This is a genomic window from Streptomyces sp. SL06, from assembly GCF_058244745.1.
In genome coordinates this window covers 133,421-149,139 of the sequence record NZ_JBSYOT010000002.1, presented here as the reverse complement: position 1 = coordinate 149,139, position 15,719 = coordinate 133,421, and the positions used below count along the sequence as shown (strand labels likewise).

The 15,719-nt window shown below is 72.4% G+C and carries 12 protein-coding genes; 4 read left to right on the top strand and 8 right to left on the bottom strand.

The window, feature by feature from the left end:
• The first annotated feature begins 119 nt into the window (after nucleotides 1-119).
• Together AC4IHM_RS01010 and AC4IHM_RS01005 are read left to right on the top strand one after the other, a co-directional pair.
• Complete coding sequence (locus AC4IHM_RS01010; protein WP_490865175.1) at nucleotides 120-437, top strand: hypothetical protein; 318 nt, start codon at nucleotides 120-122, stop codon at nucleotides 435-437.
• 105 nt (nucleotides 438-542) lie between these two features.
• The gene (locus tag AC4IHM_RS01005; RefSeq protein WP_490865174.1) at nucleotides 543-3,917 is read left to right on the top strand and encodes a pyruvate carboxylase; all 3,375 of its coding nucleotides are present in this window, start codon (nucleotides 543-545) and stop codon (nucleotides 3,915-3,917) included.
• A gap of 14 nt (nucleotides 3,918-3,931) precedes the next feature.
• On the opposite strand, the gene AC4IHM_RS01000 is transcribed toward AC4IHM_RS01005, so the two are convergent.
• Both AC4IHM_RS01000 and AC4IHM_RS00995 read right to left on the bottom strand, forming a co-directional pair.
• Nucleotides 3,932-4,255, bottom strand: a complete 324-nt coding sequence (locus AC4IHM_RS01000) for an antibiotic biosynthesis monooxygenase family protein (protein ID WP_490865173.1) — start codon at nucleotides 4,253-4,255, stop codon at nucleotides 3,932-3,934.
• A gap of 158 nt (nucleotides 4,256-4,413) precedes the next feature.
• Nucleotides 4,414-6,594, bottom strand: a complete 2,181-nt coding sequence (locus tag AC4IHM_RS00995; protein ID WP_490865172.1) for a pectate lyase-like domain-containing protein — start codon at nucleotides 6,592-6,594, stop codon at nucleotides 4,414-4,416.
• Between the two features lie 354 nt (nucleotides 6,595-6,948).
• On the opposite strand from AC4IHM_RS00995, the gene AC4IHM_RS00990 reads away from it, so the two are divergent.
• Nucleotides 6,949-7,398: a hypothetical protein gene (locus AC4IHM_RS00990; protein ID WP_490865171.1), complete on the top strand. Its 450-nt coding sequence runs from the start codon at nucleotides 6,949-6,951 to the stop codon at nucleotides 7,396-7,398.
• A gap of 20 nt (nucleotides 7,399-7,418) precedes the next feature.
• Nucleotides 7,419-8,444, top strand: a complete 1,026-nt coding sequence (gene ppk2, locus AC4IHM_RS00985; RefSeq protein WP_490865170.1) for a polyphosphate kinase 2 — start codon at nucleotides 7,419-7,421, stop codon at nucleotides 8,442-8,444.
• A 54-nt stretch (nucleotides 8,445-8,498) separates the two neighbouring features.
• Here ppk2 and AC4IHM_RS00980 read toward each other — a convergent pair whose 3' ends face one another.
• The 6 genes from AC4IHM_RS00980 to AC4IHM_RS00955 all read right to left on the bottom strand — a co-directional run bounded on the left by AC4IHM_RS00980 (nucleotide 8,499) and on the right by AC4IHM_RS00955 (nucleotide 15,713).
• Nucleotides 8,499-10,031, bottom strand: a complete 1,533-nt coding sequence (locus AC4IHM_RS00980; protein WP_490865169.1) for a CYTH and CHAD domain-containing protein — start codon at nucleotides 10,029-10,031, stop codon at nucleotides 8,499-8,501.
• A gap of 55 nt (nucleotides 10,032-10,086) precedes the next feature.
• Nucleotides 10,087-11,256, bottom strand: a complete 1,170-nt coding sequence (locus tag AC4IHM_RS00975; RefSeq protein ID WP_490865168.1) for a M23 family metallopeptidase — start codon at nucleotides 11,254-11,256, stop codon at nucleotides 10,087-10,089.
• Nucleotides 11,257-11,554: 298 nt separating this feature from the next.
• Nucleotides 11,555-12,880, bottom strand: a complete 1,326-nt coding sequence (locus AC4IHM_RS00970) for an alpha-glucosidase/alpha-galactosidase (RefSeq protein ID WP_490865167.1) — start codon at nucleotides 12,878-12,880, stop codon at nucleotides 11,555-11,557.
• Nucleotides 12,877-13,833 (bottom strand): carbohydrate kinase family protein, encoded by a 957-nt coding sequence (locus AC4IHM_RS00965; protein ID WP_490865166.1) that lies wholly within the window; start codon nucleotides 13,831-13,833, stop codon nucleotides 12,877-12,879. Before AC4IHM_RS00965 ends, AC4IHM_RS00970 begins: the two co-directional genes overlap by 4 nt.
• A 42-nt stretch (nucleotides 13,834-13,875) precedes the next feature.
• Entirely contained in the window at nucleotides 13,876-14,766 is an 891-nt protein-coding gene (locus AC4IHM_RS00960; protein ID WP_490865165.1) for a carbohydrate ABC transporter permease, read from the bottom strand.
• Nucleotides 14,763-15,713: a carbohydrate ABC transporter permease gene (locus tag AC4IHM_RS00955; RefSeq protein WP_490865164.1), complete on the bottom strand. Its 951-nt coding sequence runs from the start codon at nucleotides 15,711-15,713 to the stop codon at nucleotides 14,763-14,765. Before AC4IHM_RS00955 ends, AC4IHM_RS00960 begins: the two co-directional genes overlap by 4 nt.
• Between the last annotated feature and the right edge of the window lie 6 nt (nucleotides 15,714-15,719).

The window sequence follows — 15,719 nt, the reverse complement described above, 5'->3', positions numbered from 1 at the left end:
AGCCTTAAAAGAGCGCCCAAAGTCCGCTGAGGTCCCCCGAGCCCCGAAGTGGGGCGGGAGGAGGTGAGGAGGCGGTGGCGGGGTAGGGGGAAGGGACACCCGAAGGAAAGGAGGGTGCCATGACGACGTACGTCATCTCGGTGCCGGGGACGTTCACCGGTGCCGTCGCCGACGGCACGAAGAAGGAACTGGCTCGGGCACTGCGCCCCGCGGATCCGCACCGCACCCACCTCGGGGACGAGGAGGACCTCGATGTCCTCTCGGTCAACGAGGACGGCACCTTCACCATCCGGCTCACCGTGGAGGCGGACACCACGGCCCACGCCGAGAACCGCGCCCAGGAGGTCGCGGACTCCGCCCTGCGCGCCGCGGGACTGGACCGCGACAGCACGGCCCTGGGACCCTCGGTGGTCACCGGCATCGACTCCGACCTGTGAGCCTGCCGCGACGGCACCGGGGCGGGAGTGGCTCGGCTCACATGGCGCACCGGGGACGGCGCCGACACGATGGTCTCGTCACCCGGCAGGCTGAAGGGATCAAGAATGTTCCGCAAGGTGCTGGTCGCCAACCGCGGTGAGATCGCGATCCGGGCGTTTCGCGCGGGCTACGAACTCGGCGCGCGCACCGTCGCCGTCTTCCCGCACGAGGACCGCAACTCGCTGCACCGGCTGAAGGCCGACGAGGCCTACGAGATCGGTGAGCCGGGACACCCGGTCCGCGCCTACCTCTCCGTGGAGGAGATCGTCCGCGCGGCACGCAGCGCGGGAGCCGACGCGGTGTACCCGGGTTACGGATTCCTCTCCGAGAATCCCGAACTGGCCCGTGCCTGCGAGGAGGCCGGGATCACCTTCGTCGGACCGAGCGCCCGCATCCTGGAGCTGACCGGCAACAAGGCGCGCGCCGTGGCCGCCGCCCGCGAGGCCGGGGTGCCGGTCCTCGGCTCCTGCGAGCCCTCCACCGACGTGGACGAACTCGTCCGCGCCGCCGACGGCATCGGCTTCCCCGTGTTCGTCAAGGCGGTCGCGGGCGGCGGCGGTCGCGGCATGCGCCGCGTCGAGGAACCCGGCCAACTGCGCGAGGCCATCGAGGCGGCGTCCCGGGAGGCAGCCTCGGCCTTCGGCGACTCCACGGTCTTCCTGGAGAAGGCCGTCGTCGAACCCCGCCACATCGAGGTGCAGATCCTCGCCGACGGGCAGGGCGACGTCGTCCACCTCTTCGAGCGGGACTGCTCGGTACAGCGCCGCCACCAGAAGGTGATCGAGCTGGCGCCCGCGCCCAACCTCGACCCGGGACTGCGCGAGCGGATCTGCGCCGACGCCGTGAACTTCGCCCGGCAGATCGGCTACCGCAACGCCGGCACCGTGGAGTTCCTCGTCGACCGGAACGGCAACCACGTCTTCATCGAGATGAACCCGCGCATCCAGGTCGAGCACACGGTGACCGAGGAGGTCACCGATGTCGACCTGGTCCAGGCCCAGTTGCGCATCGCCGCCGGTGAGACGCTGGCCGACCTCGGCCTCGCGCAGGAGAACATCACCCTGCGGGGCGCCGCGCTCCAGTGCCGCATCACCACCGAGGACCCGGCCAACGGCTTCCGCCCCGACACCGGGCAGATCAGCGCCTACCGCTCGCCCGGCGGCTCGGGCATCCGCCTCGACGGCGGCACCACCCACGCCGGTACGGAGATCAGCGCCCACTTCGACTCGATGCTGGTCAAACTCTCCTGCCGGGGCCGGGACTTCACCACCGCCGTCAACCGCGCCCGGCGCGCCCTGGCCGAGTTCCGCATCCGCGGCGTCGCCACCAACATCCCCTTCCTCCAGGCGGTGCTGGACGACCCCGACTTCCGGGCCGGCCGGGTCACCACGTCCTTCATCGAGCAGCGCCCGCACCTGCTCACCGCCCGCCACTCCGCCGACCGCGGCACGAAGCTGCTCACCTATCTCGCCGATGTCACGGTGAACAAGCCGCACGGCGAGCGCCCCGAACTCGTCGACCCGCTGACCAAGCTGCCGGCACTGCCCGCAGGTGAACCCCCGGCCGGCTCCCGGCAGTCGCTCGCCGAACTGGGCCCCGAGGGCTTCGCCCGCAGGCTGCGCGAGTCACCCACCATCGGCGTCACCGACACCACCTTCCGCGACGCCCACCAGTCGCTGCTCGCCACCCGGGTGCGCACCAAGGACATGCTCGCCGTCGCCCCGGTGGTCGCCCGCACCCTGCCCCGACTGCTGTCCCTGGAGTGCTGGGGCGGCGCCACCTACGACGTCGCCCTGCGCTTCCTCGCCGAGGACCCGTGGGAGCGGCTGGCCGCCCTGCGGGAGGCGGTGCCCAACATCTGCCTCCAGATGCTGCTGCGCGGCCGCAACACCGTGGGCTACACCCCGTACCCGACGGAGGTGACCGACGCCTTCGTGCAGGAGGCGGCGGCCACCGGCATCGACATCTTCCGCATCTTCGACGCCCTCAACGACGTCGACCAGATGCGGCCCGCCATCGACGCCGTACGGGAGACCGGCACGTCCCTCGCCGAGGTGGCGCTGTGCTACACCGCCGACCTGTCCGACCCGTCCGAGCGGCTCTACACGCTCGACTACTACCTGCGGCTCGCCGAGCGGATCGTAAACGCCGGCGCGCACGTGCTGGCCGTCAAGGACATGGCAGGCCTGCTGCGGGCCCCGGCCGCCGCGACGCTGGTGTCGGCGCTGCGCCGGGAGTTCGACCTGCCGGTCCACCTGCACACCCACGACACGACCGGCGGCCAGCTCGCCACCTACCTCGCCGCGATCCAGGCCGGCGCGGACGCCGTCGACGGAGCGGTGGCCTCCATGGCGGGCACCACCTCGCAGCCGTCCCTGTCGGCGATCGTGGCCGCCACCGACCACACCGAGCGGCCCACCGGCCTCGACCTCCAGGCCGTCGGCGATCTCGAACCGTACTGGGAGAGCGTCCGCAAGGTCTACGCGCCCTTCGAGGCGGGCCTCGCCTCCCCGACCGGCCGCGTCTACCACCACGAGATCCCCGGCGGACAGCTCTCCAACCTGCGCACCCAGGCGATCGCGCTCGGCCTCGGCGACCGCTTCGAGGACATCGAGGCGATGTACGCGGCCGCCGACCGCATGCTGGGCCGCCTGGTGAAGGTCACGCCCTCCTCCAAGGTGGTCGGCGACCTGGCCCTCCACCTGGTGGGCGCCGGTGTCTCCCCGGCGGACTTCGAGGCGGAACCGGACCGCTTCGACATCCCCGACTCCGTCGTCGGCTTCCTGCGCGGCGAGCTGGGCACCCCGCCGGGCGGCTGGCCCGAGCCGTTCCGCAGCAAGGCACTTCGGGGCCGCGCCGAGGCCAGGCCGCTGCCGGAGCTGACCGAGGACGACCGCACCGGGCTGGCCAAGGAGCGCCGGGCGACCCTCAACCGGCTGCTGTTCCCGGGCCCTGCCCGCGAGTTCGACACCCACCGCGGCACCTTCGGCGACACCAGCGTGCTGGACAGCAAGGACTTCTTCTACGGGCTGCGCCCCGGCAAGGAGTACACGGTCGACCTCGACCCCGGTGTCCGTCTGCTCATCGAGTTGCAGGCGGTCGGCGACGCCGACGAGCGCGGGATGCGCACCGTGATGTCCTCCCTCAACGGCCAGCTGCGGCCCATCCAGGTGCGCGACCGGTCGGCGGCCTCCGACGTCCCCGTCACCGAGAAGGCCGACCGGTCAGACCCCGGCCATGTGGCGGCGCCGTTCGCGGGCGTAGTCACCCTCGCCGTCGCCGAGGGCGACGAGGTGGCGGCCGGAGCCACCGTGGCCACCATCGAGGCGATGAAGATGGAGGCCGCCATCACCGCCCCGAAGGCCGGCACGGTGACCAGGCTCGCCATCAACCGCATCCAGCAGGTCGAGGGCGGCGACCTCCTGGTCCAGCTCGCCTGACCCGGCGTCGAGGCTCAGGCCTCCTTGGGAGCGGCCTGCTGCACCACCTCGAAGGACCACAGGGTGGAGCCGCTGGCCGCGGGCTTGGGACGCTCCCCGCCCTCCGTGCCCTGGTGGGCCGCCTTGCTGGGGCCCTCCAGCCACGCCTGGAAGGACTCCTCGTCGCGCCACCGCGTGTACACGAGGTAGGTGTCGGTGCCCTCGACCGGTCGCAGCAGCTCGAACCACTCGAACCCGTCGGAGTTCTCCACGGCGTGCGCGCGCGAGGCGAAGCGCTGCTCCAGCGTCTCGCGCTGCTCGGCCGGCACGGTCAGTACGTTGATCTTGACTACGCTCATGACCCCATCCTGCCGTATGCCGGTCGACCGGGACCGCACCGGACCCCGGCTCCGGTTCCTTCGGCATCGAGGACGGCCCGAGCCGGCGTACCCCGCCACCGGCCCGCACGTCCGGGGACGGCCGGCCCCGGACGTGCGGGCCCGTGGCTACCCGCCGCTCACGGGAACTGGACGACCTTGGACGGCACGGTGTCCGTCCCCGACGTGGGTGCGCCGGTGTCGTTGACGACATGGCGGTACTGCCCCATGCCGCCGAGCGAGATCACCTGGAGATGGCGCATCCTGACGCCCGGCTTGACCGGCACCTGGAACCCGTGGTGCTGGACGATGGTCGGGTCGGACGTGAAGTTGCAGTAGCTTCCCAGCGCCACCGCCTCGTGCTCGTTCACCGAGTCGGCGACCCGGTAGGCCGCGTAGCCGACGATGCCGTCATGGGTGATGGCGGCCTCGTTCGGGGCGTCGTAGGCCTTCTCGTTCTGATAGAAGATCGTCCGGCCGCGCTCCCCGCTCCAGTACACGTCGTACTTGTTGAAGTGCTCGACGAACAGACCCGTGGCGAGCACGTCGTCGCCGTTGACCCGCAGACCGTAGTCGGCGCGGTTGGTCTCCCAGCCGACGCCTTCGCCGTGGTCGGCCCGCCAGATCCAGGTGTGGTCGACGACCACGTCGTCGCTCTCGATCACGACGGAGTCGGTGGCCTTTCCGGGGCCCGCGCCGCCGACGCGGACGAACACGTCCTGCATCGTGGTGGGGTTGGCGGAGTGGTCGGCGCCGGCGCCGGGCGTCCCGATCCGCAGCAGCGTGTCGGAGTTCACCGGACCGGCGTCGATCAGGAAGCCCGCGAGCCGTACGCCGTCGACATCGGCCACGTGCATGGCGTCGACCCCGCCGTCCGGGATGATCGTGGCCAGGCCGAGCCCCAGCACGACGGTGTCGGCACGGTCGACCTCGATGGTCCGGTCGATGTGGTAAACCCCCGGCGTGAACAGCAGGTTGAGCCCCTGGGCCAGCGCGGCGTTGATGGTGGCGGCCGTCGCACCGGGCTTGACGACGTAGAACCGGCTGAGCGGCAGAGAGGTGCCACCGGCGTTCGCGGGCCAGGAGACACCGCGGGCGTTGGTGCGCTTGGCGGGCACGCGCACCTTGTACTCGTCGCCGTCCAGGTAGAGGAAGGGCTTCTCGCGGGAGACCGGCGTGGTGTCGAGCGTGGTGTACGAGCCGGTCGCGAAGTCGGTCGCGGGCGCGCCCTCGACGCCGGTGAACGTCATGTTCCAGACGCCGTTGGTCCAGCCGCCGACCGAGCTGTCCCGGGTGTACCACTGCTGCTGGGAGTAGGGGCCGACGGTGCCGTCTATCTTCGAGTCGGCGATGTAGCCGCCGGAGGCCCAGCCGTAGCCGTCGGGCGCGAGGTTGAGACCGCCCTGGACGTGGATCCGGCGGAACGGCGCCGCCTGCGCCACGGCCCAGCGGTCGGTGCCGTTGACGGGTCTGATCGCGAGATTCTCGGCCGAACGCCAGAAGTTCTGGGTCGCGTTGCCGTTGAACCAGCCCGCGTCCACGGTGATGTCACCGTTGATCTGCGTGTCGTCCGGGTTCAGTCCGAGCCCGGAGATCGAGGTGTAGAAGCCGAGTTGGGCGTTGATCCCGTTGTAGGTGCCCGGCTTCAGGAGGAACTGGTGGCGCCCGCTGCCGAACTGGTTCGACTCCTGCTGCGCGAAGACCTGGTCGAACTTCTGCTGGAGGCCCGGCGTCGAGGGGTCCACGACGACGACGTTCGGCCCCAGGTCACCGCCGCCCTCGACCGGGGGAGTGCCGCTCGTGCCGGTGTGGACGGCGACCTCCCACAGCGAGTAGCCGTAGGCCGTCGCGCGGGCCGTGCCGAGGACGCGGACATAGCGGCCCGAACCGCTCACCTCGTAGGAGGTGTTGCCGCCGGTGCCGCCCGTGACGCTCCTCAGCGTCTGCCAGTTCTCTCCGTCCGAGGATGCCTCGATCCGGAACTCCTCGGCGTACGCGGCCTCCCAGCTGAGGTCCACCTCGCACAGGTCCCGCACGGCCCCGAGGTCCACCCGCAGCCACTGCGGGTCGGAGGCCTGGCTGGACCAGCGGGTGCCGGGGTCGCCGTCGAAGGCCGCGGCGGCGGGTGTGCCGGCGTTCTCGACGGAGGAGGTGGTGGCGGGCCTGCCGCGCGCGGCGTTGTCGCTGTCGCAGGCGGCGTCGGGCGTAGCGCTCCGGGCCTGGGAGAGGGGAGCGTCGGCCGGGGTGGCCGTCGTCTGAGGGGGCAGGGTGACGAGCGCCGCCGTGGCGACGAGCGCGACACCCAAGGATCTGAGTCTCATGCGGTGGGCTTTCTGCGGGTGTGGACAGGGGTGAGCACCGGGACCTGCCGGGCCGGTGCCGGTGCCGGACACGCGCGCACAGGGCGAACAGCTCCGCGTGGCGGCTTAGTTCAAGGTGTGATTTAAGTGGTGAGGCATCGCGGGGGCAAGAGTTTGGACAAGAGAGGGCCGCCGGACCGTCCGGGCCGGTGGCCACCGGCCCCGTCCCGGCAGGTGTTCGGTGCTGGTGGACATGTGTACGGCCGGTCGGCTCGGCAAATGTCGGTGCCGTGCTGGAGAATGAGGTCAAGCGAGATCAACACCGGCCGGACCGGGTAGGCGGTCTCGAGACACCGACCTGGAAAGGCCACGCCGATGCCGCCCACTGCCGCAGCCCTCCCGATGACCGCCGACTCCCGTGCGACCGGGCGCCGCGCACAGCTCGGTTCCGTCGTCCCCACCGGTGCCGGACCCGCGCCCGCGCCCGCATCCGGCCACCGGTCGGCCGGTCCCGGTGCCCCGCTCAGCCCCGTCGAGGCCGAGGTCCTGCGGATCGTCGCCGACGCGCGTACGCCCGTCTTCGTCACCGTGCGCGGCGGCGGACGGCGCAGATTCAGCTACTGGCGGCCGCTGGACTCGGCCACCGGCAGAGGCGGCTGCTATGTCGCGCTGCCGACCGCGGAGTGCGACTCGCTGCACGCGGCGGGCCGGATCACGCTCGGCGACCCCGTCGCCGACCCGGCCCGCACGACCTACCGGGTCCGCGCCTCCCGCGCCCCGCTCGCGCCCGTACGCACCCTGCCGGTGCGCTCGCGCGCGGCGTGAGCGGAAGGACGGAGACTCCAGTGGAACCCGAGCGCGAGGACGCGGCGAAGGCGCACGACGCCCCGGACGCCCCGACCGGCGACGCGAAGGCCGGGCCGGCCGGGGGCGGCCTCCTCGACGGTCTGCGGGTCGACGAGCGCAGACCGGAGAAGCCCGTCCTGCTCAACGCGGCGGGGAGCCCCATCGACACCTGGCGGGAGAACTACCCCTACGACCGCAAGGTGCGCCGATCCGACTACGAGCGGCAGAAGCGGGTCCTGCAGATCGAGCTGCTCAAGATGCAGCGCTGGGTCAAGGAGACCGGACAGCGGATCGTCGTCGTGTGCGAGGGCCGCGACGCGGCCGGCAAGGGCGGCACCATCCAGCGCTTCACCGAACGCCTCAACCCCCGCGGCGCCCGCGTGGTCGCGCTGGACAAGCCGACCGAGAAGGAGGCGGGGCAGTGGTACTTCCAGCGCTATGTGGCCCACCTGCCCTCCCGCGGCGAGATCGTCTTCTTCGACCGCTCCTGGTACAACCGGGCCGGCGTCGAGCGCGTGATGGGCTTTTGCACCGAGCCCGAGTACCGCCAGTTCCTCCACCAGGCGCCGCTGTTCGAGCGCCTGCTCACCGAGGACGGCATCCTGCTGGTGAAGTTCTGGTTCTCCGTGTCCCGGGCCGAGCAGCGGACCCGCTTCGCCATCCGCCGGGTCGACCCGGTGCGCCGCTGGAAGCTCTCCCCGACGGACCTCGCCTCGCTGGACCGCTGGGACGACTACACCGCGGCCAAGGTCGACATGTTCCGTGCCACCGACACCGCGCACGCGCCCTGGACGGTGGTCAAGAGCAACGACAAGCGCCGCGGGCGCCTTGAGGCCATGCACAGCCTGCTGGACCGCTGCGACTACCCGGCCAAGGACCACGAGGCCGCGGGCCGCCCCGACCCGTTGATCGTGGGCGCCGCCGACGCCCTGCTGGAGGCCGACGAGGCCCCCGCCGACCTCTCGCCGACACCGCAGGACCGGCACGGCGACGGCCCGGGAACGCACCCCGGCCCGGCGCACTGACACCGGCCGACCGGGCGACCCCGAGGCGCGCGCCGCCGGGGTCCGTGCGGCGGCTCAGCGCTTCAGCGGCGCACGCAGCGCGGGATCCGACGCCGCGTCCCACAGTGCGGGCAGTTCGCTCCGCCGGGCCTCGGCCCCCGCCCGTTCCCCGCCGTGCAGCAGCCCCCAGGTGAACGCGGACTCCCCGGACCCGTGCGCCGCCACCGCCAACGCCCGCAGGGTGTCCTGGGCGACGACGGCGTCCTGGTGCTCGCCCAGCAGTTTCTGCACCGCCTTGGCACGCCCGCCCAGCCGGTGGACGGGCCTGCCCAGCACCGGACGTGCCACCTCGGCCGCGTAGCGGACCTTCTTGGCCGCCTTGCGCGCCTGGTGCAGCGCGATCTCCCGCGACTGGCCCGGCGGCTGTCCGAGCGCGTGCTCCATCCGCCGGTCCAGCCGGCCGTACTCCTTGAGAACCGCCCCGGCCATTCTCCGGGCAGGCTTCCCGGCGGCCGCGGGACGCAGCGGCGGCTGCCGGACCAGGGCGTCGAGCGAGTCGAGGAGGCGCAGGTAGCGGGGGGAGGCCAGGGCCTTCAGCGCCCGGGTCCGCGCCTCGTCACCGCAGGACACGTCCCACACCCGCAACCGGGCGGCCACGGGGCCGAGCACCAGGTCGCCGGGCAGCTCGTCCAGCGCGGCGCCGAGGCGCTCGCGCAGCACCTCCTGGTCACGGGCCACGCCCAGTTCACCCGCCAGCCACCGGAGTTCGGCGCGTACCGGATCGGTGACCCGCCGGTCGAGCACCGACCGGTACGAGCGCAGGCAACTGCGCAGCCGACGGCACGCGACCCGCATCCGGTGCACACCGTCGGGCAGGTCACGGCGGACCGCCGGGTCCCACGCCACCAGGGTGGCGACCTGCTCGCGCAGATACCCGAGCACGTACGCGCCGGGAGACCCCGGGACCTCCCCGGAGGACGGCCCTCGCACGGGCGCGGCCGGTACGCCGGTGTCCCGCAGCGCCCGCGCGGCCTTGGAGGGGCTGTCGGCCCGGACGATCCCCTTCTTGCGGAGCTTCTTCTCCACCCGGTCCAGCAGTCCGGCGGGCGCCCCGTCGGCGAGTTCGACCTCCAGCTCGCTCCACCGGGCACGGCCGCCGCCGGCCGCCGTCGCGTCGGCGCGCACCTCGTCGAGGCTCAGCTCGGCGAGCACCCCGCCCTTGGCGTCGCGCAGGTGCCGCACGACACGGGTGGTACGGATCCGTACGACCGGCCGCAGCTCGGCGCCCCGCGTACGGGACAGGGCCAGCTCGCGCAGCGCCCGCGGCACCTCGTCCGACAGCGGTGCCCGCACCTCCTCGCGGGTGTCCCCGGCGAGCGGCAGCTTCAGGTGCCAGCCGGCGTCCGCGCCACCGGTCCTGCGCCGCAGGGTGACCGACGCGTCGGCCAGCCGCAGATCCGCGGTGTCGTGATACACCGCGTCGAGTTCCTCGGGCCCGGCCGCAGTGACCGACGCGACGGGCCCGACACCGCTGAGGTCGGGCAGCCCGTCGGCGCCGCGGGAGGACGGCTCGTACTTTCGCTCTGTCTCGCGCTTCGACTGGGTCATGTTGTGTCCCTCGACCCGATATGCCGGATCAAACCTCATTCGGGGCGCGGAGCCCTCAGCCGCCGGTGACGAGCCACGGGAGGGGATCGGTGTAGTACCCGTCGAGGACGACCTCGAAGTGCAGGTGGGGGCCGGTGGACAGGCCCGTGGAGCCGACCCGTCCGATCAGGGTCCCGGCCTCCACGGTCGTGCCCACGGCGGCCTCAAGGGACGACAGGTGACTGTAGGTCGTCTCCAGCCGCTTGCCCTGGACGGTCCCGTGGTCGATCACGACGCGGTTGCCGTACGCGCTGGTCGCCGCGGCGAACACGACGCGGCCCCGCCGGGCTGCGACGACCTGCGTGCCCTGCGGCGCGGCGAAGTCCACGCCGGTGTGCAGCTTGGTCACACCGGTCAGCGGGTGCTGGCGCGACCCGTAGGGCGAGGTGACGGTGAGCGGACTCACCGGGGCGGTCAGCAGGGCGCCGGCCGCCCCGCCCGCGGCGCCGCCGGGGTCCTCGCGGTCGAGTGCCTCGTAGCGCGGCAGCAGGGCCTCGACCTCGGCGAGATAGGTCGTGGCCTGCGTCGGTACGCGCCCCGCCTTCGTCACGGCGTCCGTTCCGGCCGCGTACGCGGCGAGGGTCAGGTCCACGAGGTCCCCGTTGATCCTGCCCGCGGTGCGCAGCTCGGTCACCTTCTCGGCCAGGGAGCAGTCACGCCGGCCGAGCGCCATGATGGCGTCCGCCGGGTCCCGGGGCGAGGAGCGCCCGCTGCCGTCGTCGTCCCGGCCCCAGGTCCGCCACTCGGCGGCGGTGAAGGCGGCGATGCCCTGCTGGCCGGAGAGTTCGTCCGTGTCGTCGCTCCAGCCGGACAGCTGGTCGATCTGGGCGGCGAGCACGGACGGCTGGAGGACGGTGCAGCCCGAGGCCGCCTTGCGCAGCCAGGGGACGTAGGAGGGGTCGAGGTCGACGGCCGAGGACCGCTTCGTGCCGGAGTCGTCGGGCCAGGGGGACGACAGGTCGCCGGTCAGCGCGAGGAAGGTGGCCACGCCGGTGACGGTCAGCAGCCCCGGCAACAGCAGCAGCGTGAACGGCCCCGGACCGCGGCGCCTGCGCTTGCGTCCGCCGGCCGGCTCCGTCTGCTCGGCCTCTTCGGTCTGCTCGGACTGCTGGGTCTGCTCGGACTGGTCCCGGGGTTCCGGTGGATCCGGCCGCCGGTCGTCCGTGTCCCGGGCCGCCTCTGCCACGGTCAGCCCTTCTTCGTTCACCCGGGCGCTCGCCGGGACGTGATGCTCACGAGGAGACGGTAGCGCCGCCGTTCCGCGCACGTCAGAGACCCCGAGGCAGTGGGAGATGCCCGAACGGGCAGTACCTCGGGCACCCGACGGCCCCGGCCCCCGCGGCGGGTCGGGGGCGACCGGGGCTGGCAGGCGGCGGATTACTCCGATAGCTTGCTGGTGCGGCCCCGCGTTCTCCCCCGTACGCGGGGCCGCACCAGCAGGCGTGCCGTGCACACCTCCGGCTCCTGCCTCCACGCGCCCCGGCTCACAGGTGGAGTACCGCCCGCAACCCGGGCTGGAGCAGGTCCCCGTGGGCACGGACCATGTCGTCGCACAGCTGCCAGATCTGCTCGACCCGCAGGGTCGCCGCCGTCGCCGGGTCGGCCATCGCGGCGTGCCTGATGTGCCGCGGGTCGTCCTCCGTCGCCGCCCGCACGACCAGGTCGGTGGTGCTCAGATAGGCGCGGTTGAGGGCCGCCAACTGCGGTGGCAGCGCGCCGATCCGGGTCGGCTGGATGCCCGAGGAGTCGACCAGGCAGGGCACTTCGACGGCGCCGCGGGCGGGGAGGTTCTCGATCAGACCGCGGTTGGGCACATTGCCGTAGACCGTGCGGGGCGTGCCGGTCACGATGCTGTGGATGATCTGGGGGGCGTACTCCATGGTGCCCTCGACGGTGAGCGGGTCGCCGCAGGCCAGCGCGTCGCGGGTCCGCTCGTACTCGGCCACGTTCTCGTCCACGATGCCCAGATAGGCGCCGATGGGCAGCCGCAGCCGGTCGATCTCGCTGTCGTGGTGCAGATACCAGGGGACGTACTCGCAGGAGTGCTCGCTGGTCTCGGTCGGGTAGTGGCCCAGCCGCCGGTACATGTCGATGCGCACCCGGCGGCGCAACTGCTCGTCCTCGGCGATCAGGGCGTCCAGCCGGGGATGCAGATCGCTGCCCCGGTGCTCCAGACGCAGCACCCACGCCTGGTGGTTGACGCCCGCGGCACGGTAGGTGACCTCGTCGAAGGGGACGCCGAGGAGGTCGCACAGGCCCTGGACCGTCCAGTAGACCGAGTGGCACAGGCCCACCACCCGGGTCAGGCCGGTCGCCTCGGCGAGGTACTGGACGTTCATCGCCATCGGATTGGTGTAGTTGAGCAGCCAGGCGTCCGGGCAGACCTCGGCGATGTCCTCACCGAGCGCCTTGAGCAGCGGGAAGGTGCGCAGCGCGCGGAAGATGCCGCCGACGCCCAGGGTGTCGCCGATGGTCTGGCGCAGACCGTGGCGGGCCGGCACCTCGAAGTCGGTGCGGGTCGCCTCCCCCATGCCGACCTGCACGATGTTGATGACGAAGTCGGCGCCGACGAGGGCCTCGCGGCGGTCGGCGTGCGCGGTGACGCGTGGGCGCGCGCCGCGTTCGGCGGCGATGTACTCGGCCGCGGCGCGCGCGGTGGCCAGGCGCTCCGCGTCGATGTCGTGCAGCGCGATGTGGGCGGACTTCAGCTCGTCGAACGCGAAGAGGTCGGCGAGCAGGCCCTGGGTGAAGACGACGCTGCCGGCCCCGATGAAGGTGATCTTGGGCGCGGTCGGGTGGGCGGTGCTCATGCGGGGTTCTTTCCGTTGCGGGTGACCTGGGCGAAGGCCTCGTCCCAGGTGGGCTGGGCGGGGGTGCCGCCGGCGGCGCGGGTGGACAACGCGCCGCAGACGGCGGCGAGTTCGAGGGCCTGCGGGAGGGGCAGTCCGGCCAGGACCGCCGCCACGAAACCGGCGTCGAAGCTGTCGCCCGCGCCCACCGTGTCCACCGGCCGCGCGGGGATGCCGGGGGTGGTGATCAGGGCGTGTCCGTCGTGGCACAGGGCGCCCTCGGCCCCGTTCTTGACGACGACCGTGGGTCCGCGGCCGGCGAGCGCGGCGGCGGACTCGCCCAGGTCGGTGGTGCCGGGTCCGGCCAGCCGGCGGGCCTCGGCCGCGTTGGGCAACAGGTAGTCGGTGTGGGCGAGTACGGCGTCGAGGCCGGGTGGATCCCAGCGGCCGGAGGGGTCGTCGTTGGTGTCGAGGGACGTCGTCGCCCCGTGGGAGCGTGCGCTGCGCAGCAGGCCGGGCAGCCCGGCGGCGAGTTCGGGCAGCAGGAAGTACGACGCGGCGTGCACGTGCCGGGCGGTGCTCAGCAGCTCGGCCGGGACATCCGCCGCGGTCGTGGCCGGCAGCGTGCCCGGGGCGGTGACGATGGCGCGGTCGTCGGCCCGGGTCAGTACGACGGTGAGTGGGGTGGACAGGCGTGGATCGACGCGCAGGGCACCTGTGTCCACGCCCCGGGAGGCCAGGGCGTCGCGCACATAGCGGCCCGCGTCGTCGTCGCCGACGCGCGCGGCGAGGGCCACCCGCAGCCCGAGGCGGGCCGCGCCGCACGCCATGATCGCGGCGGAGCCGCCGAGGGTCAGGGCGCCGTCGGCGACGAGCTGTTCGCGCTGTCCGAAGGCGAGGGGGGCGTCGAGCGGTCCGAGGACGACATCGGGATTGGCGTCGCCGACGACGAGCAGGTCAAGGGTGTGCGGCATGGGTCTTTCCTGAAGTGACGGCGAGGACGAGGCGGAGAGCTGTCAGCCCTTGAGGCCGCTGGAGGTGATCGACTGGATGAAGGTCTTCTGCGCGCCGAGAAAGGCGAGCAGCACCGGAAGCACGGTGATGACATTGCCGGCCATCACCGCGGCCCACTGGGTGTGGTGCTGCCCCTGGAAGGTGGTCAGACCCAGTTGCAGTGTGTACTGCGTGTCGTGGTTGATGGCGATCAGCGGCCAGGTCAGATCGTTCCACGTGCTCAGGAAGGTGAGGACGGCCACCGTGCTCAGCGCCGGACGCGACAGCGGAAGCACGATGCGGACCAGCACCCGCAGCCGCGAGCAGCCGTCGATCCAGGCGGCCTCCTCCAGTTCCCTGGGCAGGGAGAGGAAGAACTGCCGCAGCAGGAAGACCGCGAACGGGGTGACCAGCGACGGCACGATCAGCGCGCCCAGGGTGTCGATCAGCCCGAGCCTCTTCATCACCAGGAACGTCGGGATCATGGTCAGTTGGAACGGCACGGCCATGGTGGCCAGCATCAGCCCCAGCAGCACCCGGGAGCCGGCGAACCGCATCCGGGCGAAGGCGTACCCGGCGAGCGAGCCGAACACCAGGTTCGCGGCGACGGTGACGGCCGACACGATCAGCGAGTTGGCGAACCAGCGGGGGAACATCGCGTTGCCCAGCACATAGCGGTAGCCGCCGAGGTCGATGCCGGAGGGCCACAGGGCCGGCGGGAAGCGGTTGATCTCCGCGTTGCTCATCACCGAGCTGAGCAGCAGCCAGACCAGCGGCACGGCGAAGGTGAGGGCGAGCGGCGCGAGCAGCAGATGCCATGGACTGAACGGGAGCCGTACGCGGCGCCGTTGGGCGGTGCCGGGCCCCGGCGCGAGGACGTGGGCGGCAGCGGGACGGGTGGTGGTCGCCGTCATGATCGGGCCCCTTCGGGACGGTTGCCTCCCCGGCGCCGGGCGACGCGGACGATCCCGGCGGTGAGGGCGAGGGCGACGGCGAGGACATAGGCGGCAGCGGCCCCGTAGCCGGCGGTGGCGTTCTTGAACGCCTGCTCCCAGATGAAGTACACGATCACCGTGGTGGAGCCGAGCGGACCGCCCTTGGTGGTGACGTACACCAGGTCGAAGACCTGAAGGGAGTTGATGGCCTGCCACAGCACGAGGAAGACGGTGACCGGGGTGAGCGTGGGCAGTGTGACATGGCGCAGCAGATGCCGGCGGCCGGCGCCGTCGAGACGGGCCGCCTCGATCAAGGACTGCGGCACGTCCTGGAGGGCGGCGAGGTAGACGACGACGCAGAACCCGGTGCCGCTCCACAGAGTGATCGCCACCAGGACCAGCAGCGCCTGGGAGGGATCGGAGAGGAAGCCCTGGGAGGAGACGCCGAGGTGGTGCAGCACCGAGTTGGCCGCGCCGAACTCCGGGTCCAGGATGAAGGAGAACAGCACGCCCTGCGCGGTCGCCGACAGCACGAACGGCACGAAGATCAGGGTGCGGTAGAGGCCCACCAGACGGATGCGCCGGTTCAGGACCAGGGCGAGGGCCAGGCCGAACAGCATGCTCAGCGGCACGTAGAGGACCGTGTACAGCAGGGTGTTGCGGACCGCCCGGTGGAAGCCCGGGTCCTGGGCGAGGGCGCGGTAGTTGTCGAGGCCGACCCAGCGGCTCGGGGTCACCAGGTCGTTCGCCTGGAAGGAGAGCAGCAGCGACCAGATCACCGGGACGATGCTCAGACCGAGCACGATCAGGATCGCCGGCGAGACGAAGGCCCACGCGGTGGTGGTCTCGCTCCGGCGCTTGCGGCGCAGGGCCCGTGGGTCCGGCGGCGGGCCCGTGACGGTGACGGGCCGGGGAAGGCGCGGCATGGCGGT